Annotated in this window: 15 protein-coding genes and 1 pseudogene; 9 read left to right on the top strand and 7 right to left on the bottom strand. The window is 56.6% G+C overall.

Annotated features, from left to right (window positions below):
- Nucleotides 1-164 precede the first annotated feature (164 nt).
- The 8 genes from GWQ31_RS03845 to GWQ31_RS03880 all read left to right on the top strand — a co-directional run bounded on the left by GWQ31_RS03845 (nucleotide 165) and on the right by GWQ31_RS03880 (nucleotide 13373).
- A complete protein-coding gene (locus GWQ31_RS03845) occupies nucleotides 165-1490 on the top strand; it encodes an APC family permease (protein WP_113720154.1) in 1326 nt (441 codons plus the stop codon).
- A gap of 448 nt (nucleotides 1491-1938) precedes the next feature.
- Nucleotides 1939-3288 carry an APC family permease gene (locus tag GWQ31_RS03850; protein WP_125606471.1) on the top strand — a complete coding sequence of 450 codons (1350 nt, stop codon included), beginning with the start codon at nucleotides 1939-1941 and terminating at the stop codon, nucleotides 3286-3288.
- A 189-nt stretch (nucleotides 3289-3477) separates the two neighbouring features.
- A complete protein-coding gene (locus GWQ31_RS03855; protein WP_169046536.1) occupies nucleotides 3478-4632 on the top strand; it encodes a Na/Pi symporter in 1155 nt (384 codons plus the stop codon).
- A 139-nt stretch (nucleotides 4633-4771) separates the two neighbouring features.
- Nucleotides 4772-5242, top strand: a complete 471-nt coding sequence (locus GWQ31_RS03860) for an FKBP-type peptidyl-prolyl cis-trans isomerase (RefSeq protein WP_169046537.1) — start codon at nucleotides 4772-4774, stop codon at nucleotides 5240-5242.
- A gap of 512 nt (nucleotides 5243-5754) precedes the next feature.
- The gene (locus GWQ31_RS03865) at nucleotides 5755-6522 is read left to right on the top strand and encodes a class III extradiol ring-cleavage dioxygenase (RefSeq protein WP_241278401.1); all 768 of its coding nucleotides are present in this window, start codon (nucleotides 5755-5757) and stop codon (nucleotides 6520-6522) included.
- 236 nt (nucleotides 6523-6758) lie between these two features.
- Nucleotides 6759-11663, top strand: coding sequence for a PAS domain S-box protein (locus GWQ31_RS03870; protein ID WP_275908671.1), 4905 nt, complete (start codon nucleotides 6759-6761; stop codon nucleotides 11661-11663).
- The gene (locus GWQ31_RS03875; protein WP_345893580.1) at nucleotides 11660-12592 is read left to right on the top strand and encodes a diguanylate cyclase; all 933 of its coding nucleotides are present in this window, start codon (nucleotides 11660-11662) and stop codon (nucleotides 12590-12592) included. The genes GWQ31_RS03870 and GWQ31_RS03875 overlap by 4 nt, the downstream gene beginning before the upstream one ends.
- A gap of 103 nt (nucleotides 12593-12695) precedes the next feature.
- On the top strand, nucleotides 12696-13373 hold the full coding sequence (locus GWQ31_RS03880; protein WP_275908673.1) for a Crp/Fnr family transcriptional regulator: 678 nt from the start codon (nucleotides 12696-12698) through the stop codon (nucleotides 13371-13373).
- Between the two features lie 69 nt (nucleotides 13374-13442).
- On the opposite strand, the gene tsgA is transcribed toward GWQ31_RS03880, so the two are convergent.
- The 6 genes and pseudogenes from tsgA to GWQ31_RS03910 all read right to left on the bottom strand — a co-directional run bounded on the left by tsgA (nucleotide 13443) and on the right by GWQ31_RS03910 (nucleotide 20209).
- Nucleotides 13443-14606, bottom strand: coding sequence for an MFS transporter TsgA (gene tsgA / locus GWQ31_RS03885; protein WP_275908674.1), 1164 nt, complete (start codon nucleotides 14604-14606; stop codon nucleotides 13443-13445).
- A 54-nt stretch (nucleotides 14607-14660) separates the two neighbouring features.
- Nucleotides 14661-15362, bottom strand: coding sequence for a purine-nucleoside phosphorylase (gene deoD, locus GWQ31_RS03890; protein WP_275908675.1), 702 nt, complete (start codon nucleotides 15360-15362; stop codon nucleotides 14661-14663).
- A gap of 325 nt (nucleotides 15363-15687) precedes the next feature.
- A complete protein-coding gene (locus GWQ31_RS03895) occupies nucleotides 15688-16269 on the bottom strand; it encodes a DUF1349 domain-containing protein (RefSeq protein WP_275908676.1) in 582 nt (193 codons plus the stop codon).
- A gap of 227 nt (nucleotides 16270-16496) precedes the next feature.
- Nucleotides 16497-16877: a hypothetical protein gene (locus tag GWQ31_RS03900; protein ID WP_275908677.1), complete on the bottom strand. Its 381-nt coding sequence runs from the start codon at nucleotides 16875-16877 to the stop codon at nucleotides 16497-16499.
- Between the two features lie 1339 nt (nucleotides 16878-18216).
- Entirely contained in the window at nucleotides 18217-18702 is a 486-nt protein-coding gene (locus GWQ31_RS03905; protein ID WP_275908678.1) for a DUF3617 family protein, read from the bottom strand.
- Nucleotides 18703-19257: 555 nt separating this feature from the next.
- Nucleotides 19258-20209, bottom strand: a pseudogene (locus tag GWQ31_RS03910) (alpha-amylase family glycosyl hydrolase).
- 283 nt (nucleotides 20210-20492) lie between these two features.
- Between GWQ31_RS03910 and GWQ31_RS03915 the strand changes: the two are divergent.
- Nucleotides 20493-21407 (top strand): hypothetical protein, encoded by a 915-nt coding sequence (locus GWQ31_RS03915; protein ID WP_275908679.1) that lies wholly within the window; start codon nucleotides 20493-20495, stop codon nucleotides 21405-21407.
- Between the two features lie 206 nt (nucleotides 21408-21613).
- Here GWQ31_RS03915 and GWQ31_RS03920 read toward each other — a convergent pair whose 3' ends face one another.
- Nucleotides 21614-21862: a hypothetical protein gene (locus GWQ31_RS03920; protein WP_096118807.1), complete on the bottom strand. Its 249-nt coding sequence runs from the start codon at nucleotides 21860-21862 to the stop codon at nucleotides 21614-21616.
- Nucleotides 21863-21927 lie beyond the last annotated feature (65 nt).

Below are 21927 nucleotides of genomic sequence, written 5' to 3' on the forward strand. Positions count from 1 at the left end.
ACCGCAGGCCGCCCATCGCGGACGGCCTGCTCATACGGTATCATCCCCGCCCCAAAAAATGATGACAGGCGCGCTGGGCTCCCTCCAGGGCCAGCCACACTGTCACGCGTCCTTCGCCTGCCTGCGGCGCGGGACATACGCCCCAAATTCGAGGAGAGAGGCCAATGGCTCAACGCCCGGCTCGATTGAAGCAAACCCTGACCCTGTGGCAAGTGGTGGTGATGGGATTGGCCTATATGACCCCCATGGTGGTGTTCGATACCTTTGGCATCGTCACCGACATCACTCAGGGCCATGTGACTACCGCCTACCTGCTGGCCCTGGTGGGCGTGTTGTTCACCGCCACCAGCTATAGCCAGATGGTGCGCCACTATCCAGTTGCCGGCTCCGCCTATACCTATGCCCAGAAGGAGTTCTCCCCCGTGGTGGGCTTCATGGTGGGCTGGTCATCCCTGCTCGACTACATGTTCCTGCCGATGATCAACATGCTGCTGGCCAAGATCTACCTGACAGCCCTGTTTCCCGGCATCGAACCCTGGATCTTCATCTGCGCCATGACGGCGCTGATGACCCTCATCAACCTGCGCGGCATCGATCTGGTGGCCAACCTCAACGGCGTTATCATCTTGATCCAGATCGCCATCATGGTGGTGTTTCTGGCCCTGATCGGATACGGCATCGCCCAGGGTGAAGGGGTCGGCACCGTCAGCCTGCAGCCCATCTACAGCACCAACACAGAGGTGTTGCCACTGCTGACCGGCGCCACCATCCTCTGTTTCTCTTTTCTGGGATTCGACAGCCTGAGCGCCCTCAGTGAAGAGACCCCCAACGCCGGCAAGGTGATCCCGAAAGCCATCTTCCTGACGGCCTTGCTGGGGGGCCTCATCTTCGTGGTGGTGGCCTATGCCCTGCAGCTCTACTTCCCGGATGCCTCCCGCTTCAAGGAGCCGGATGCCGTGCTGCCCGAGATTGCCCTCTATGTGGGCGGCAAGCTGTTCCAGAGCGTGGTGCTGGTCTGTGCCTGCGTGGCCGTGCTGGCGTCGGGACTCTCCTCCCACGCCGGTGTCTCCCGCATCCTCTACGTGATGGGGCGGGACAAGGTGCTGCCCCAGCGCACCTTCGGCTATATCCACCCCAAGTGGCAGACCCCGGTGTTCAACATCCTGCTGGTGGGCATACTGGCGCTGTCGGCCATCAGCTTCGATCTGGAAATCGCCCTGGCCCTGATCAACTTTGGTGCCCTGGTGGCCTTTACCGTGGTCAATCTGTCGGTGATCGCCTGCTATTACGTGCGTCAGGGGCGCAACAAAACCCTTAAGGATCACCTGCAATATCTGGTGCTGCCCCTGTGCGGGGCGGGGACTGTCGCGATTCTCTGGCTCAATCTCGAACTAACCTCTCTTATCCTCGGCATTATCTGGGCTGCCATAGGGGGAATTTATCTGTTTTTGCGTACCACCTTCTGGCGCGTATCCTTGCCGACCTATTGAGCCGCAAGCCTTGCCAACACTGGGCTGGCGCCGATCTCCCCCGAACGGGTGACGGCGCCATTCATTGATATAAAACAGGTCATTGATAATTCTCTTGCCCGGAATGCCTTTAGTGGCTTGTCTTCCCCCCCCATCTGGGGCAAAATCCCGCCGCTTTCATAACCGATGTGATCCCACATCGGTTATTTTTCATTTTGAAAAATTTTATTACCACTCGAGGCCGGACAACTTCCGGAAATGATATCAAGGTTCAGATGAACCTAATGCCGCAATGAGGAAAAACATGGGGCTCTTGTTTGCTTTGTCTCCGGTCGCCACCGGAACCTGCTTTGGTCGCCGCGCGACCAACGTCTGTGGTTTGCATACCGATGTTGTGAGTACGCGAGAACCCGGTCCCATGGCCTCAAGCCATTCCACTTCCTGCCGCCCGTGCAAGGAGGAAGCCTGAATGAGCCAGCAACCCGTTCGTCTGAAAAAAACCCTCAGCATGTGGCAGGTGGTGGTGATGGGCCTCGCCTATCTGACCCCCATGGCCGTGTTCGATACCTTCGCCATCGTCGGTGACATCACCGAGGGTCGGGTCGCCACCGCCTATCTGCTGGCACTGGGCGGCATACTGCTGACCGCGTTCAGCTACGGCCATCTGGTGCGCAAGTTCCCCTCTGCGGGCTCTGCCTATACCTATGCCCAGAAGGTGTTCAACCCCTACATCGGTTTCATGGTGGGCTGGTCCTCCCTGCTCGACTACATGTTCATGCCGATGATCAACATCCTCTTGGCCAAGATCTACCTGACCGCCATGTTCCCGGGTGTCGATCCCTGGGTCTTCATCTTCGGTCTGGTGACAGTGATGACCTTCCTCAACCTGCGCGGCATCAACCTGGTGGCCAACTTCAATGGCCTGATAGTGGTGATCCAGCTGGCCATCATCACCCTCTTCATCGGTCTGATGGGCTGGGGCATCTACCAGGGTGAGGGCGCAGCGACCCTGATGAGCAGCCGGCCGTTCCACTTCGAATCCGCCAGCGTGGTGCCGCTCTTTACCGGTGCGACCATCCTCTGCTTCTCCTTCCTCGGCTTCGACGGCCTGAGTTCGCTGTCGGAAGAGACCCCGAACGCCGGCAAGGTGATACCGCGCGCCATAGTGCTGACAGCGCTCATCGGCGGCGTCATCTTCGTGGTGGTCTCCTACTGCCTGCAGCTCTACTTCCCGGATCTGGCCCGCTTCAAGGAGCCCGATGCCGTGCTGCCCGAGATTGCCCTCTACGTCGGCGGCGCCTTCTTCCAGAGCGTGGTGCTGGTGTGCACCACAGTGGCGGTACTGGCCTCCGGCATGGCGGCGCACGCAGGCGTGTCCCGCATCCTCTACGTCATGGGGCGCGATCGCATGATCCCGGAGCGGGTATTTGGTTACATCCATCCGAAATACCGGACGCCGGCCATCAACGTGCTGATGGTGGGCTGTCTCGCTCTCTCCGCCGTGTCGTTTGATCTCGACACAGCGCTGGCGCTGGTGAACTTCGGTGCCCTGGTGGCCTTCACCTTCGTCAACCTGTCGGTCATAGGCCAGTTCTGGGTACGCGAGAAGCGCAACAAGAGCATCAAGGATCACCTGCTCTACCTGCTGCTGCCGCTGCTCGGCGCCGCCACTATCGGTGCGCTCTGGATCAACCTGGAGCAGAGCTCCCTGGAGCTGGGCCTGATCTGGGCGGGTCTCGGTGTCACCTATCTGTTCCTGCGTCTGGCGGTGTTCCGCATTCCCTTCCGTCAGTACGAAGAGACTGCCGACTCCCAATAAGGGATCGCGCCACACAGCAAAAAGCAGAAGGGGAGCCATGGCTCCCCTTCTTGCTATCCTGCCCTCTGCGCAGCCTTGTCATCAAACCATCATAAAAGTGTCACTTTGTAATATTTCTGTCATAGAGCCTTGATTAAATGCGCAGGTCTACTTCAACCCCGAACGGTATCACCGTCCTCAAGAGGCTACATGCAACAGACGCAATCCTTGCCACAACAGCGAGCATCCCACTTCAGATCGCTGTTCAACTGGGTCACGGTTATCGCACTGGTCTACATCATTCTGGTTGCCGTTGGCGCCGTTTCCCACGGCTTCAAGGGCTTCTCCGGCGGCGCAGAGGGCGCAGCCCAGATCTTCGCCTTCGCAAACAATCCCTTTGTCGCCTTGCTGCTCGGCATACTGGCGACGGCTCTGGTGCAATCCTCCAGCACTGTCACCTCGGTGATCGTCGGTCTGGTGGCGGGCGGCCTGCCCATCGGCATGGCCATCCCCATGATAATGGGAGCCAACCTCGGCACCACCATCACCAACACCATAGTCTCATTGGGTCATATCAGGGACAGGGCCGAGTTTCGCCGCGCCTTTGCCGCTGCGACCGTGCACGACTTCTTCAACCTGCTGGCTGTGTTTATCTTCCTGCCGCTTGAGCTGATGTTCGGTCTGCTGCAAAAGAGCGCCGAGTGGCTGGCTACGCTGCTGGTGGGCTCCGCCGACTTGTCGATGAAAGGGGTGGACTTTATGAAACCCCTCACTGCCCCTGCACTCAACCTTATCGACAGCGCGGTCGCCTTCTTGCCGGGCAAGGGTGCCGCCATTGCCACCATCGTCATCGGCATACTGCTGATCCTCGCCTGCGTTACCTATCTGGGCAAGGTACTGCAACAGGTCTTGGTAGGTCGCGCCAAGGAGCTGCTGCACAAGGCACTGGGTCGTGGCCCGCTGACCGGTATCGCCTCCGGTACCCTGGTCACCGTCATGGTGCAGTCCTCCTCCACCACCACCAGCCTGATGATACCCCTGGCTGGCAGCGGCCTGTTCACCACCCGCCAGCTCTACCCCTTCACCCTGGGGGCAAATATCGGCACCACCATCACGGCCCTGCTGGCGGCCACCGCCATCAGCGGTGCCGGTGCCAAGCTGGCGCTGACCATAGCCCTGGTGCATGTGCTGTTCAACCTGTTTGCCGTTGTGCTCATCTATGGCGTGCCCTTCCTGCGGGAATTGCCCATCAAGGCCGCCGAGGGGCTGGCCCGGGTCGGTAGCGAAAACAAGCTGCTGGCACTGGGTTATGTGGCCGGGCTCTTCTTCGCCCTGCCCGCCCTCATGATGGTGGCGGCTAAGTAATCCGCCCTAATGAGGCGAGGGGGCTGGATCCTGGCCCCCTCGTCGTCTGTCTGCCCCATCACATCCTCCTGCGTCCCGGCTCGCCCTCCCTCCCCGACTGGGATAAGATGCCGCCTTCATTGCCTTTAAGGAAAAACTGATGAAATTCATTTTGATCGCGCTGCTGATTGCCGGTGTCGCCTACTACTTCTACTCCAGCAGCAACAACAAAAAACAAGCGGTGGAAAATGTGCGCAAGGGCGCCGAGTTCCTCGCCGGCAACAAAGACAAACCTCTGGTGACCACCACGGCCTCCGGTCTGCAATACGAGGTACTAACCCCGGGCACTGGCACGGTTCACCCCACCGCCACCAGCAAAGTGAAGGTGCACTACGAGGGCAAGCTGCTGGACGGCACCGTCTTCGACAGCTCGGTCGCCCGCGGCGAGCCCATCGAATTTGGCCTCAATCAGGTGATTGCTGGCTGGACCGAAGGGGTACAGCTGATGGTGGAAGGTGAGAAGACCCGCTTCTACATCCCCGCCAATCTGGCTTATGGCGACCGTGCCGCTGGCAAAATACCGCCGGGATCCGTGCTGATCTTTGACGTTGAGCTTCTGGGTATTCAATAAGCAGGCTTATAGCAATCGCGCCGCTGGCAAGATCCCACTGAGCGCCCGTGCTGATCTTCAACGTTGAGCTGCTGGGTATCCAATAAGCAGGCTTATGCCAATCGCACCGCTGGCAAGATCCCACTGAGCGCCCGTGCTGATCTTTGACGTTGAGCTGCTGGGTATTCAATAAGCAGGCCTATGCCAATCGCGCCGCTGGCAAGATACCACTGAGCGCCCGTGCTGATCTTTGACGTTGAGCTGCTGGACATCCAGTAAGTCCGTCCCTCGACAGCTTCCTATGCCAAGGCCAGCGCACTGCGCTGGCCTTGTTGTTTCTGCTTGTCTGCGGCCCAGCCCTGTCACACCAATCACAGTTACTATCAACCAATGGTGAACAGTGCTTATACATATCGCTGGATTGTTAACCTTACTTCCTGGGCTGATAATGACCCCATCGTCAGTGGCCCGACGCCCTGACCCCGGTTTCGGGTACGCAATGCGTACCGACACAGCTTATATGGAGTCTTGTCATGTCTATCGCCCCCGTCTGGTTTATCTCTCACGGCGCTCCGGATCTGGTTCTGCGCGACCAGCCGGCCACCCACTTCCTGAAAACATTGCGCCTTGGCGATATCAAGGGACTGGTGGTGATCTCGGCACACTGGTTCAGCCGCACCGACCTGCAGATCAACGTCGAGCCCAATCCGGCGCTCATGTATGACTTCTACGGTTTTCCGGAGCCGCTCTACCATATTCGCTGGCCGGCAACGAGTCCGCTGTGGTTGCAAGAGGCGGTGGGCGATCAGCTGATGCTGGCGGGCTTGCCGGCTACACAGGTGCGCCGCGAGCTGGATCACGGCGTCTGGTCGCCGCTCTCCCTGATGGATCCGGCAAGCGAGATCCCCCTGGTGCAGATCTCCATCCCGGCCAGTTTCAGCCCGGCCCAGCTCTGGCAACTGGGGGAAGCGCTGCAAAGCCTGCGCGAACAGGGGATAGGCATACTGGCCTCCGGCGCCATTACCCACAACCTGCGGGCCCTCGGGCCGGACAACTCACCGGTGCCGGGCTGGGCCAGCGATTTTGTGAACTGGCTGGAGCAGACCATGAGCGAGGGTGACAGGCCCGCGCTGGAAGAGTACAGAACGCGCGCCCCGGGAGCTGTGGAAGCACACCCCCATGACGATCACCTGCGCCCGCTGTTTGTGGCCCTGGGGGCCGCCGGCCAGGACAAGCCCCACAAGCTGCACGACAGCTGGGATGGCGGCAGCCTCTATATGGGCTCTTACCGGTTTGCATGACCGGATGCAGGCCGCTTCTCAGCAACCTCTGCTCTGAGCGGAAGGTGGCGATTGGTATTAAGCTATGTTGAAACCCATTTGATACCATCTTCTAACCAGACACGGGCACCACTCTCCGCGCCCTTGTCTCTAAATGCTGGATATTAAGTTTTACTTCCAATGAGTTAACGTTACTCTGGCTGACAAGGCCGAGCGCACATGTCTGGTGCGTTCCAGTGAAGCAGGGAGGCTTCCACGTGAGCAATCACCACCCCTTTTTTATCTTGAACAGGAGTGCGATCCTGATCTTATGCCTCGGCCTTCTGCTCTCCCTGCTTGGCGCAATTCTCCTCCAATACAACAATGACAAGCAGGCTCAGGTGGCCATCGCCGCCACCACGGAAGACATCGCTGACACCATAAAGACCCGGATAGAGCTTTATCAATATGGGCTGAGGGGGGTACGTGGTGCGATTTTAACCGCTGGCGAACATGACTTCAGTCATCAGGACTTCGTTCGCTATAGCCTGACCCGAGACGTGGACAAAGAATTTCCCGGCGCTCGCGGCTTCGGGTTTATCAGACGGGTCAGCAATGCCGACCTCGATAACTTCATCAACTACGTCCAGAAGGATGGGCGGCCAGGTTTCACCATTCAACAGCTGTCGGCCTATCACGGTGAGCATTTCATCATCCAATACATAGAGCCGGAATCCCGTAATCAGGCGGCAATCGGACTGGACATTGCCTCCGAAACGTCACGTCGCGAGGCCGCACTCTCTGCCATTCGCAGTGGTGAAGTCAGACTGACCGCCCCTATTACCTTGATTCAAGCCACGGGCAAGCCATTGCAGTCCTTTCTGATCATGATGCCTATCTATCGCACCGTGACCACACCCGCCACCAGCAATGAGCGGGAAAAAGCAGGGTTTGGCTGGAGTTACGCCCCTCTACTGACAGAGGAGGTGCTAGGCGCCTTGCATCTGGAAAGCGACACCTTTCACATCAGCCTCAGTGATATCACTGCAACGCAACAGGCAAAGCCCTTCTACACCAGCGCCCTCACCCAAGAATCAAACAATCCTCATCATATCGTCATGACACACACCACCGAGCGGAACATTTATGGCCGCCTCTGGCTGATTTCCCTCAATGCTCACCCCCTCTATCTGACCCGACTCCAGCAGACCTCACCGTTAATCATATTGTTCACCGGCGGCATCATCACCCTGCTGACCATGCTGGTCTTCCGCATGCGGGCTATTGGTCAGCAACAGCGCCTCAGGGTCATTGAAAACCAGGCCAAGTTGGCAGCCATTGTTGCCAGCGCCAGCGATGGCATCATCGCCAAGACACTGAATGGCATCCTCGTGAGCTGGAACAAGGGGGCAGAAGATCTGTTTGGTTACTCGGCCGAGGAGGCCCTAGAGCACAGCAGTACTGAACTGTTCGGTACCAGTGATGATGACGCCAACGAGAAAGTCCTTCTGGCAAGCATTAGGCAGGGGCAAAAGATCCCCAGCTTCCACACCCGCCGTCAGCACAAAGACGGACACATGCTGGATCTGTCCATCTCCATCTCCCCCATTTATGACAACCGGGGCAAGATAGTCGGTATCTCAGAAACCATCAGGGACATCACGGCGCAGAAGAAGGCAGAGGAGCAAATACTGGTGCTCAATGCCAATCTGGAGAATCAGGTCGCGGAGCGTACGGCTGAACTGAGCAAGATCAATGTGTTATTGAGCAATGTGCTGCGTTCAGCCTCTGCCATCTCCATCATAGCGACCGACCTTGAGGGCACCATCACACTATTCAATGAAGGGGCAGAAAGACTCCTTGGCTACCGTGCCGACGAGGTCGTCGGTACGCAGACACCGGGCATTTTTCACGTTCGTGATGAGGTGATGGCACGCGGTACCGAACTGAGCAGTGAGTATGGCCAGCAAATCGGCGGCTTCCAAGTGTTCATCTATAAACCTGAGCGGGATGGGGCCGAGAGCCGGGAGTGGACCTATGTGCGCAAGAATGGCACACGTTTCCCCGTAACCCTGGTGATCACGGCCATCCGCGATGCACAGGGCGAAAGCCGTGGCTATCTGGGCATAGGGCTGGATATAACCCAGAGCAAGGCAGCCGAGAAAAAGCTGGCAGAGAGCCTTGAAATCACGAGAGCCATCCTGGATACGGCGGTCAACCCCATCATGACCATAGATCAAGAGGGCATCATTCAGTCCCTCAACCCAGCCGGACAGAGCACCTTCGGCTATCAGTCACAAGAAGCCCAGGGCAAGCGGATTGAAGACTTGTTGAAAGCAACGGATAACGCCGAGACAGATGTCCCATTTTTTCATTCATTCACTCAGATCAATCTGGCCAGCATCATGAGCAAGGAGTTTATTGGTCTGCGGCATAATGGTTCCGAGTTCCCCCTGCAAATGTCAATTGGGATGATGCAAGCCGCGGGTTCCACCATGTTCGTCTGCATCATCACCGACATGACCCAGCAGTTGGCACAACGCAAGGAGATCCTGTCGACCCGTGATCAGTTGCAAATGGCTGCAGAGGTGGCCGAACTGGGGATCTGGTCCTGGGATCTTGAGACCAACGCCCTGATCTGGAGCGACCGCATGTTCGAGATCTATGACCTGCCGTTGGCACTCAGAAATGAGGGGCTCGATTATCAGCACTGGGCGAGCCGGGTACATCCGGACGATGTGGCGGCCACTACCGACAGCCTGCAACGGGCCGTGGCCGGGACCGGGGTTTATGACCCCGTGTTCAGGGTAACATTATCCAGTGGTGAACAGCGTGTGATACAAGCTGGCGCAAAGGTGGAGAGAGACAGCACGGGCAAGGCCCTTCGCGTCATAGGTTTCAACCGAGATATTACGGCCCAGACCGAGCTGGAGTCACGCCTGCTCTATGCCAAGGAGCAGGCCGATGCGGCCAGTCAGACCAAGTCTTCTTTCCTCGCCAACATGAGTCATGAGATACGCACTCCGCTCAATGCCGTGCTGGGTATGTTGCAACTGATCCAATACACAGACCTGACCTCTCGCCAACTTGATTATGTGGTCAAGGCACACTCGGCAGCCAAATCCCTGCTGGGCCTACTTAACGACATTCTCGACTACTCGAAGATCGAGGCCAGCAAGTTGCAGCTCGATTTGCATGCCTTTGACATCGAAAGCCTGATGCGTGATCTGGCCATAGTGTTGGATGGCAACCAAAGTCAGAAGCAGATCGACGTCATGTTTGATATCGACCCCCGCCTGCCCAACCACCTCATTGGTGACAGCATGCGGTTGCAACAGGTCCTGACCAACCTGGCGGGCAATGCCCTCAAGTTCACCCTCAAGGGGCATGTGATCATCAAAGTAGCGCTGCTGGCCCATCATGAGCAGACTGTGACCCTGCGCATGGCAGTGACCGACAGTGGCATCGGGATCAGCCCCCACCAGCTGGAGCGCATCTTTGAAAGCTTCACCCAGGCCGAGACCTCTACCAGCCGCCGTTTTGGCGGATCCGGACTGGGGCTGGTTATCTGCAAGCGCCTCATCACACTGATGGGGGGGGAGCTGCGGGTCGAAAGCGAGCCGGGGCGTGGCAGTCACTTCTGGTTTGACATCACACTGGCACAGGCCGAATCCCAGTCAATCAAAGAGGCCTGCCACGGTCTGGACCCCTCGTTGAAGATCCTGGTTGCCGATGACAGTGAGATGGCAACAGAGCTGCTGCAACGCACTCTGTCGTTATTGGGGTGGCAGGCAGAGTGTGTTCACTCCGGTGAAGATGCGATACGGCGGGTCAGCGAGGCTCACGATCAGGGACATCCCTTTGACATTGTCCTGATGGATTGGCGCATGCCGGACATGGATGGACTGAGCGCCGCCGCACGGATCCAACAGCAGGCAGCGTTACCTCCTGCGCCCAAGATCATCATGATCACCGCCTATGGCCACGAGATACTTACCGAGTCTCACCAGTCAAGTGTTACCCCCTTCACCAGCCTGCTGACCAAACCGGTGACGCCAAAACAGCTGGCAGACACCATTTATCAGGCGATCCATGGGCGCGACACCACCCCAAGCGGGCCAATGCAGCATACCCGGCGGCTGAGCGGCCTTCACTTGCTGGTGGTGGAAGACAATATTCTCAATCGCCAGGTTGCCTTCGAGCTGCTTGGCTGCGAGGGTGCCCGGGTACAACTTGCCGAGTGCGGGCGGGATGGCGTGACCATGGTATTGCAGCAAAACCCTGCTTTTGACGCCGTGCTGATCGATATGCAAATGCCGGATATCGACGGACTGGAAGCGACACGTCAGATCCGTGCCCATCCACAGTTTGCCAATCTGCCCATCATCGCCATGACCGCCAATGTATCGGAAACGGATCGCCAACTCTGCCTGGCCGCCGGCATGAATGAACACGTGGGTAAACCCATCGCCCTGGAACCGCTGGTCTCGACCTTGCTGGTACAAACCGGCAGGGTAGCGACCGCCACACAGTCCCCGACCTTGGTAGAAACACCCGATACGGGTGAGGCCCTGTTAGAGGCCGAGTCCATCATACGCCAGCGCTTCGATGACGATATCGAACTGCTGCACCGGATCCTGAGCCTGTTCGGTCCGGACCTGGCGGAACAGCTGGTCGCCTTGAACCAGGCCATTACGACCGGACAAGTCAAAGAGGTTTGCGCCACCCTGCATGCCATCAAGGGCAGTGCCAGTACCATGGGGGCCAGCAGACTGGCTGCCCAGGCCAGAGAACGGGAGCAAACCCTGCTGCACGCAGACGAGCAGCAGGCCAGGCAAATCTTGAACGACGAAAGCTGGTTCATTCAGTTGCAAGAGACCGCCTGGCTCAGCACTGAACGGCTGAACCGGACCTTCACCTCCCCGCTGCTGCGCCCCCTCCAGACACAGGCTGATGCCCTGCCACTCGCCGAGTGGCAGGCAGCCATGCAGGAGATCATGAGCTTGCTGGAGAGTGGCAATCTGGAGGCTGTCGAGTTGGCTGACGCGCTCGGGCGCAAGACGCCACCGCATCTGGGCACCACATTCAGTCAATTCGCCACCCTGATCGACAATCTGGACTTCACCGCTGCCCTCACCCTAGGGCACACACTGTTGAATCTTCAGCCACGGAGCCCGCACTGATGCCCTGGAACTTGCCCATCACCCGCCGCCCCAAGTTGCTGATTGTTGATGATCAGGCGATCAACATACGGTTACTGCACCAACTCTTTCGCGAGGAGTGCGACGTCTTCATGGCAACCAGCGGGGAACAGGCCATCGCACTTTGTCACAACCTGATGCCAGACCTCATACTGCTGGATGTCATCATGGCAGGTCTGAGCGGTCACGAAGTCTGCCTCCGACTCAAGGAGGATCCCGATACCCAGAGCATTCCCATTATTTTCATCACGGCCCAGCAGGAAGAGACCGATGAGGAGTATGGTCTGGCACTCGGTGCAGTTGATTTCATCAGCAAGCCCATCAGCCCCAACATCGTCAGGGCCAGAGTCAAGGCCCACCTGACCCTGAAAATGCAGGGGGACTTGCTACGCAATCTCGCCATGCTGGACGGCCTCACCGGCATACCAAACCGGCGCCAGTTCGATGATGGTCTAGCCCTGCAGTGGCGCCAGGGTTGTCGTGACCGCACTCCACTCTCCCTCATCATGCTCGATGTCGATTATTTCAAACGCTACAACGACCACTATGGCCATCAGGCCGGAGATCAATGTCTGCAAGCCATCGCATCAGTACTGGCCGAACGGGTGGGCAGGCCACACGATCTGGTGGCTCGCTACGGCGGCGAGGAGTTTGCCTGCATACTGCCCAACACCCCCTTGGCCAGTGCAGTCCATATCGCCGAAAGCATGTGCGCCGCCGTGCGCGAGCTGGCCATCGAGCACCTCGCCTCGGACGTAGCCAAAGTGGTCACCATCTCCCTGGGCGTCGTCACCCGCATACCCACTCTGGCAAGTTCACCACAGCAGTTGCTTGAGGCCGCAGATCGCCAGCTCTACCAGGCCAAGGAGGCGGGACGCGCCAGAGTCGTCGTCGACAACAGCAGTGAATAGGCTTATCTCGTTGAGCAGGGGCCGGGTCTGTTTGGCAGCGCTGGAATCGGGCCTGGCTAACGTGCTGTAATAGCCACTTGTTTTCAGCAGGCGCACGCACTTCATGCAACTCAAACCCCTTCTCAAGGGCCGCTTTCAGCCCCACTGGCAGGCCAGCCACGATCTGATCAAACAGGTGGTCGAATCCTGCATCACGGAGCGGCGCCTTATTTCCGAGGGGGAGCCCTTGATGCGCCAGGGGGAGCCGTTGCGGGATCTGGTGCTGGTGCCGAGCGGCCGCATCGCCATGGGCCACACCGCCATGAACGGCCGCCGCTTTCAGCTCGGCACTTTGGAGTGCGACAACCAGCTGTTTGGCGAGATGGAGTTCTTCACCGGCTACCGCTGCCAGCTCGACATCATGGCCGAGGAGCCGCTCGAAGTAGCTCGCATCGACGGCGAACGGCTGGAGCAGGCGCTGGTCGCCCACCCCAAGGTGGCGCTCTTCTTCGCCACGGCCATTGCCATCGACTATCAGGACACTGTGGATATCTTCACCTGCCGCATGCTCTACCCCATCAGCTACAACATCGCCCTCGACCTCTATCACAGCCACTGTCATGACAATCCGGTGAGCGGTTTCAGCAAGGGATATCAGGAAGCGGAGCGTTTCGGCACCACTGACCGCGTCTACCGACGGGCGGTGAAGGAGCTGATGGACAAGGGATTGGTGGCGCGCGGCGAGCAAGGATTGCAGATCCGCGATCTGGCGGGGCTCAAGGGGTTTCTCGAACAGCCATAACCACCCAGCCCAACACAAAATAAAAAGAGGGGCGGTTTATACCGCCCCTCTTTTTATTCATTCTCCAACTCAGGCCAGACAGGGTTGAGGCCGGGCGATGCGCAGCGACGCCACCAGCATGGCAAGGATCAGGCCGTAGATCAGCGGGATGGAGTACATCACCGCCTGCAAGCCGATCACCTGCTCCAACAGGGCGCTGATAGCCGGGCTGAACATGGCCCCCGCGCTGCCGCTGATAAGGATGTAGGAGACGTTCTTGCTCGATGCCTGGCGCACAAACGACACCCCGTAGGCGATAAAGGCGTTGTAGAGCGCGGCGCAGACAAAGCCGTAACCATAGGTGAGGTAAGGCAGCTGGCTCAGGTTGTCGGTGGTAACGATCAAGGTCGTCATCCCCATCGCCAGGGTGATGATCACCAAGAGGAAGGTGCGGATCGGAATGCGGGTCACGATAGCGGTCGACACCAGGGCGCCGAGCAGGGCCGCCGTCCAGTACTGGGTGATGATGTTGCCCGCCTCCTCGAAGGGGATGCCGAACTTGTTCTTCACGAACATGGGCGCCCAGGTGAGGAAGGTGTAAAGCGCCAACATGCCGAGAAAGAGCCCCAAGCCGCCGCTGATGATGCCAAGGTTCCACTCCGAGTGCTCGTTGCCGGCGCTCTCGCCCCCCGCCTCGCAGCTGCGAAAATTGGTCAGCACAGCCACCAGCATGGTGGCCAGCGCCACCACGCCCACCGCCAGATAGCTCCAGCTCCACGCCATGGCGTGGGTCAGGGTGTAAGTGGTGATGAGCGGGAAAACCACCCCGGCCACGTTGAAGGTGGCATCCTGCACCACCAGCATGGTGCTCTGCATCCGCTCCTTCCAGACACTGACCACCAGGGTTCCCGCAATGCAGAGCCCCACCCCGCCACACAGACCAATCACCGTCATGGCCGCCATCACCACATAGAGCGAGCCGGTCAGATGGAGCGATGCCGCCGCCAGCGCTATCAGGCCGTAGCAGAGCAGCGTCATCCGCTTGAGACCCACCTTCTCGATGAGGAAGAAGGCGGCAATGGTGCCCGCCAGCGCCCCGCCGTTGAGCAGGGAGAAGATGGATGCCACCTGATTGACGTCGGCGCCGAACTTGGCGGCGATGGGTTCGATCAGCATGCCGAACTGGGTCGCAAAACCGGCCATCACGAAGTTGGCCAGGAAGCTGATGGCAGTGAGGGAGAGCTTATTGTTCATATTGGATCTCTCATAGGGGTCAGGGTGCGTGCAGGGTTGGCGGCGCAGCTGCGCTTACAGCGCTGTGTGCAGCGCCAGCTCGATCATCTGGTTGAAGGAGAGCTGCCGCTCCTCCGCGGTAGTCTCTTCACCGGTCAAGCAGTGGTCAGAGACCGTCAGGATGGCGAGCGCCTCTATCCCCTGCTGATGGGCCAGCCCGTAGAGACCGGCCACCTCCATGTCGATGCCGAGCACGCCGAACTTCTCCAGCGCAGGAATGAGGTTTTCGTCCGGATCGTAATAGAGGTCACCGGTGAAGATATTGCCCACCTTGACCGGAATGGCCTTCTCCTGCGCCTTGATAAACGCCTTGTGCAGCAGGGCAAAATCGGCCGAAGTCGCCATCTGGTAACCGGCGCTGCGCTTGGCATTGGTGGGGGAGTCGGTGCCCGCCGCCTGCGCCAGAATAACGTCACGCATCTGCACGTGACGCTGGGTCGCCCCCAGACTGCCGATACGGATGATGCGCTTGACCCCGAAGTCGTTCACCAGCTCGTGGGCGTAGAGCACCATGGAGGGGATCCCCATGCCGTGGCCCATCACAGAGATGCGCTGGCCGTTGTAGTAGCCGGTGTAGCCCAGCATGTTGCGCACATTGGTCACCTCGCGCGCATCGGTCAGAAAGGTCTCGGCGATATAGCGGGCCCGCAGCGGATCCCCCGGCATGATGACGGTCTCGGCGAAATCGCCCGGGTTGGCATTGATATGAGCGGTCATTATTGTTGTGCTCCAGTTTGACTCGTGTGGATGAGCGCATCCTAGCCCCCGCCCGGCCTCCCCTTGCAGGACAAAAGTCCTGTTGCCCCGATCGAGATCCCAGTTCCGGCAACTTGTTGTCTGCTGCGTTGCGTGCTGCATGCTTTTCGACGTGGCTTGCTACGGCTTGCCCATCACAGTCACCCGCCATTCCGCTTGGCAACCGGCATAAAAAAGCAGGAGGGCAACTGCCCTCCCGCTCGATAGCCCCTGCGACTGGCGCAACGGGTCAATGACATCGTTGGTTCTGCCGGTTGACGCTTTCACTGCGCCAACAAACGCTGGCCTAGCTCAGGTCATGCAGTGCCTTGCCAAGGGGCGGCGTGAGGCGCAGATCAGAAAAGCGCACCGCCAGCCCCTGCCGCTCTGGGGTGCAGCACATCACCCCGACAAAGCAGCGCTCGCTTGGCGGGAACGGGGCAAGGCGCAGCAGCGGCCACACCTTGCCATCGGTCGAATATTGCAAACGCAGGCAATCGGCCAGCCGGGTCAGCCGCAGCCAGAAGCGGCGCGGATTGCCGGTAAAAATACCGGTGGCCCAGTCAGAGCGCGGATTGGTCAGCACGCTGCCGATCATCGGCTGGGCATCGTTGTACTCGATCCCCGCTTTCAGCCAGTGCGCCTCGTCTTGCAGCAGCATCAGCCCCGCCTGATCGTAGAGGGTGGTGAACTCCCCCTCGACGCAGACCTGAAAGGTAAACTCACCCGCCACCTCGCAACCATAGAGATGCCCGCTGTGGCGCTCGAAGCCATACCAGGTGCTGCGCCAAAAATCGGTCTGCCGGTCTGTCACTACCTGCAAACCGTCGTCTGTCTGGTGCCACTCGGCTGGCTCATTGAGCCAGCGCCATTCCGTCCCTTCCATCATGCTGCTCTGCTCCTTTTTATCCCGCGTACTCCCGCACAAATACGGCTCACCAACGCCTTGTCCGGTAACGACAGGTCATGGCTGCGCCTCTGTGGTGCCCACAAAAGGAGTCAATAGTGTCGCTATTACCGCCCCGATACAAGGCTTGTGCGTTGCGCCATCAGTGCGCCCCAAAAAGCGCGGGGGGCCTGATGGCCCCCCGCAAACACACCGGATGAGAAAATGCCTTACTTGGTGGCGCTATCCTTCACGCATTTCTGGACAAAGCTGTTCTTGGCAGCGCCAGCCAGCTTCTTGTCAGCCGCCGCCTTCTCGCACTTGGCCGCCGGATCCATCGCCGCGCCCGTCTTCACGCACTTCTGGATAAAGCTGTTCTTGGCCGCTCCGGCCAGCTTCTTGTCGGCGGCAGCCTTCTCGCACTCGCCGGTCGCGGCGCCCGCGGCATCTTTCACACACTTGCCAACAAAGCTGGTCTTGGCGGCGCCGTTAAGCTTTTTCGCTGCGGCCTGCGCCTCGCACTGCAACTGGGCAGAGTCCTGGGCAAAGGCAGTGCTGGTCAGCAGCGCGCCGGTACAAAACAGGCTGAACAGGATGGCAATATGCTTCATATGACGTTCCTTATTGTGATGTGGTTGCAACTGCTGATTGTTGCCGCAGATCCCCCGCCTCGCCAGCTTGGGACACGGAGCACAGGGCAACCATCGCCCGCACTATAACGCCGATTGGCAGAGCGGAATTGCCCCCAGCCAGCCCTTCCTTAACGGCAAGTCCACCCCCTTTCCTCCCTGCCGCGCCTGCCAACCCCAAGAAAATCAAGGGTCATGGGAATCCAGTGCCCGCGCAGTTCGATTTGTTGAACCAGCGCAAAAAATCTGTCATTACTGACACTTACGTCACTTTTTGACTAGCACGCCGGAATCCGAGAAGTGAGCGACACCCATACGTCCCCTAAGGGTAATGAAACTGACCTAATTAATGACCTAGCATTTTAAATAAATTAAGTTAAAAAATAAAAATTCTTAAAGACTATTAAAAAATAATTCTGAGAGCTAAAACATGTATTTTTTAAGTCGTTTTCTCTCTAAAAACTTTTTAATGGATATGATTTATCAAAAGAAATCATGAATTCCATAATTTATTAAATGAATGCTATAAGTACATCAATGGTGAACATGTATGCACATTTAAAAACTTTGACATTTCAAGTACAGATATACATGTCAACCATTTTACTCTGCACCCTTAATTAATTGTGAAAAATTATGACTAACTATGCCTTATGGCATTTGCAAAATGCTGTCAGTTCAACGCGAAGATATAAAAACAATTGGTTTTTTCTTTATAAAACCACTGGCGATATAAAAACAATATGGAACATTTAGAGAAGGTTCTCGATGAGAGAAATAACTTTTTAGAAAAGATAGCAATCAATAATATTAAGGTAGAGCCCCCCCTGCTACGATGTCACAGGCATATGGGAAAATCAATATGGTAATTAAATTTATGTACAGATTAGACTTAGAAATCTAGGGCTCTATCTTTCTGAGCCAGCAATTACCTAGCTATGTCTCTCATAACACACCACTCCACCAAGAACCTACTAAAGATCGGGCAAGAAGGCGACTTTTACCTAGCGGGCCACGTGTTCAGACGTAGTAAGACCTGAACAGGCGAATATTATGGTGTCAAAAAGGTAAGAGTCTCAATTTACCTTCCCACTAAAGCAACGTAAACATGACACCGGTTTGAGGCCGGTGTCATATGACAACCAGATCTGTACAGCCAATATCAACACCAATCACAAATTGCTGATCTACTCATTCAACAACATAATGCGATTTGCCGAAAATCATCAACAGATTTTAGCTGTGTGAGGTTTGTGCCATGTATAGCACAAACGAATATTTCGAAAGTTTGTCAGAGTGATTTTTTGTTAGCAGCAATTTCTCACAACCTTGGCATATCATCGGTACATTCTCCAATATACGTATGTTTCACCGATGAATTAATATATGCTGACTGAGATCCTTGTGTTATGACCTGATTTACAGTGGCTATTACCTGTTTGGCAGACAGTTTCACATTAAATTTCATCGTGAATGATTTTCCATCATTGGTAGTACACGCCATCATCCAGTGAGCCATAGCCCCCTCACGCTCATAGTTTTCAACACTGCAATCGACGCCTCTCCCTTTTAATTTTCCCTGATCCAACGTTGCTGTCAAATATGGATCTGAAGCCAAAAACTCTTTACTAAGACATGTTGAAGCTTTAGATTCACCAATATTCTTCTTCTCTCCAGTGCTCGGGTTTTCAGCAATCATACTCATTGTGGTTTCCCACCCACCAGGAATCATGATTCCTTCGGCTAAAACAGAACTTACATTCAAACCAAATAGAATAGCCAGTGAAATTACAACTTTATTCTTCATCTTAAGCCTTATTAATCATGTGTAACTAACACTAAGTAGATGGAAGACGGCACTAATTCATTAGTCGCACCTTCCCTATCACTCCGTTAACCCCTGATAACCAAATTCAAAAAAATTTTTAGATCAATCCATTACGCGCCTACCGCCAATGCTGAATACATTGGCAAACCCCACTGACTGACAGTCTATGGTTTGCAACTTTTAATCTACACAGATCTGGCATGATACATCCGTGTTACCAAGGAGACCATCTTCAAACGGCTATCTTAGAGAATAAATCCAAGGAAAAAAGAAGGACATGTGCGTTTCTTGGGCAAGATCAATAAATGAAATGCTGCATCATCTTCATCTTCCCGCAGGAAATCTAGGACACCCACCTTTCTAAGCCAGCCACTGCTCGGCTGCCTATCTCTGCAATCATGAATACTGACCCCAAGAAAACAGTAAAAATTGGGCAATCGAGCGGTTTTTATCTGACAAACAGCTTGTGCAAACATGGCAATGCCTGACACCGGAACATATGCCAAAAACGGGGAGAAGGCAGGGTCTAACGGATTAGTACGGTGGCTGGTGACATCGTTGTTGACCACAGTGGCGGGCGAACTGCCGACAATGCGCCTTGTCTCCCACAACTCTGATCCCTTGCCGCCTAAACAGTGTCACCTGTTTCAGCCATCGGGCACCATCAAGGCCCAACCGCGCCAAGATTGGGGCCAGGTGGGCCGGAATATAACCCCCGCTTGTCGGTCCGAATTGCACGGCCGGTCCAGTCAACCAGCATCAGATAGTCAGAAAAGGCATAGGGCAGGCCGTCAGGTTCGCACTTACTGGCAAACGGCAGCAATAGTGGTGGCAAAACATCGGTGCCGGGATCTTTCTCGAGACGCTGTTTGATACTGGTGTAATCACTCTGCTCGGGCCGGTCGGCCAATCCAGCCCGTATCGGGTTGAGGTCCACATACGCCATGCAGGCCAGAAGGGCTGACTCGGTGAGCAGGGCCTGGCTTTTGAAGCGCCCTTCCCAGAAATGGCCCTTGCAGCCATCTTCCCGATTGGCCTGCCGTGCCAGGGTTTCATTGAGCAGCCGCACAAACCAGCTGATGGAATGAAGCCGCTCCCGCCATTCCTCTATCAGTTGCTGCACCACCATAAGTTCGGGCTCAATCAAGGATTCCCCTTGGTACCAGCGCCGTACCAGCAGCGGCCATTGGAACAGGGCAGCCCAGCGCTCGGCCACCTCCCGCTCGCTCCAACTGGAGGCGGTATCTTGCTCCACCTTGAGCACTAAGTGATAGTGGTTGCTCATCACCGCATAAGCACAGACGCTGATGGCGAATAGCCGCGACAGTTGACCCAACTTGTCGACTACCCACTGGCGCCTGTGCTCGTAACTCTGACCGGAATGGGCATCTTCCCCGCACAGAAAAGCCCGCCGCACACAGCGGCTGACCACATGGTAGTAAGGCGTATCCTGCAGACTGATTTGACGTGAACGGGCAATAGTCATGGCTCCTCCCCCCGACTGTGACCTCTCATCTCAAGCCAAGTACAGCAGTGCGCCGCTGTCAAAAAGGTGGGTGTCCCAATTTGAAAGTCGGTGTCCCAATTTGAAAATCGCAAAGCCCCCCCGCCTCCCGGGTAGGTTGCCTTGATGCTGCTTTATGCTTGCCATATGGAAATCACCTTACGTATGATTCCAAACGGCACCACTTTGGAGGCGTGCTGTTTTCTCGAGACCCAGGCTGCCGTTTTGCATCATCACCCACCTATTCAATAAACAGTGAGTCCTTATGAACGTTCGCTACTGCGCCCTGCTGGTGTGCTGTCTGCCGCTAGTGACCAATGCCGAAGTCACTGCTCCCTATCAACTTGAAGCAGACAAGGTAGTCTTCAAACCCTATGGCAACCTGCCAGGCAAACCCCTTGCAGATGCGTTGCCGACAGACTTTGATGTCACATATCGCAACGATGATTTCAGCATTGCCCTCTCACAAGGTCGTTATTTCTGTAACGACCAGCGATTGCCCGCAAGCTTTGATATCAACACAGCCAAGGCGCTTGGCAGCTTCCTGCTGAGCGGGCAACAGACCTATGCCTATTGCGAGCAAATCAAGGTGCCGGTCAATACAGCCGCGTTTGCATTGCTCGACCACCCTTTCGCGAGTGACGGGCGCCATGTATTTCTCGTCACCGGCGAAGTACTCGAGGGGGCAGATCCCAAACACCTGAAGACGGCCCATGGTCAGGCCGCCGATCTGCGTCACTACTACTATGTGGCCGAACAAACCAAAGTCATCCCCCACAAGGGCAAAGTCGCGCTGTACGATACCTGTCAAGGGTGGGCCAAGATCGATGACACCCTCTATTTCGAGGGGGAAACCCAACAAGAGGTGGATGCCTCCAGCTTCCACTGCCTGAACTTCTCTTCGGCCGTAACCAAAGACGGCTTCTATAGCGGCAACAAGCGGATCGCGCCCCTGCCAAAAGGGGTCGACAGCGACCTAATCAAACCGCTGCAGGAGAACTTCGTCACCGATGGCACACGCGTTTGGTATGTGAACATCAAGCCGACCGAACTGGAAGAGGTCAATCTGGCCGCAGCCAAGGTGGTATACGACCAGCTCAGCGATGGCGCGCATAACTGGGATTGCAGTGTTCACGACGATCTGGGCAACCCCAGCTGTGAAAAAACGGCCGTCGAGTAGACCTGTCGGCGCTCACCACTAACAGACAGTCAGAAAATCCAGGTACAACAAACCGGTAACCATAAGGTTTCTAGCCTCCCGGTTCTGACGCAGCGCGGCCTGCTCGCGCAATAAAAATCCCCTGCGCTCGGGGATTTTTTGTTTCCTGTTTATCCTGTTTGACGAGTCACTATCTGCATCGGCGAGCAGGGATTGGCTTCTCACCATCAACGGTTATTCAGCGCTTCCACTTTCGCGATCATGATGGCCATCAGGCTAGAGATGAGCATCAGCACCATGGCAATGGGCAGCGAGAAGAGGAAGTAATAAACACGCCCACTTGCCACCAGAACAGAGTCTGCAGTCACCATAAAAGGCAGCGGTAGCAGCATGAGCAAGGCGAAGTAGAAAATGATCCTGGCGATCACCAAAGGGGTTTTGAGGGACTGAGTCACTATTTTTCGGTACGGCCACATGATGGTTTGCTCCCTGATTCGTGATTATCCGGCCATCGGCCACCAACCCTGAACAGGGTCCCGGC

The sequence above is a fragment of the Aeromonas sp. 2MA4 genome (assembly GCF_029237305.1).
Classification (GTDB): domain Bacteria; phylum Pseudomonadota; class Gammaproteobacteria; order Enterobacterales; family Aeromonadaceae; genus Aeromonas; species Aeromonas salmonicida.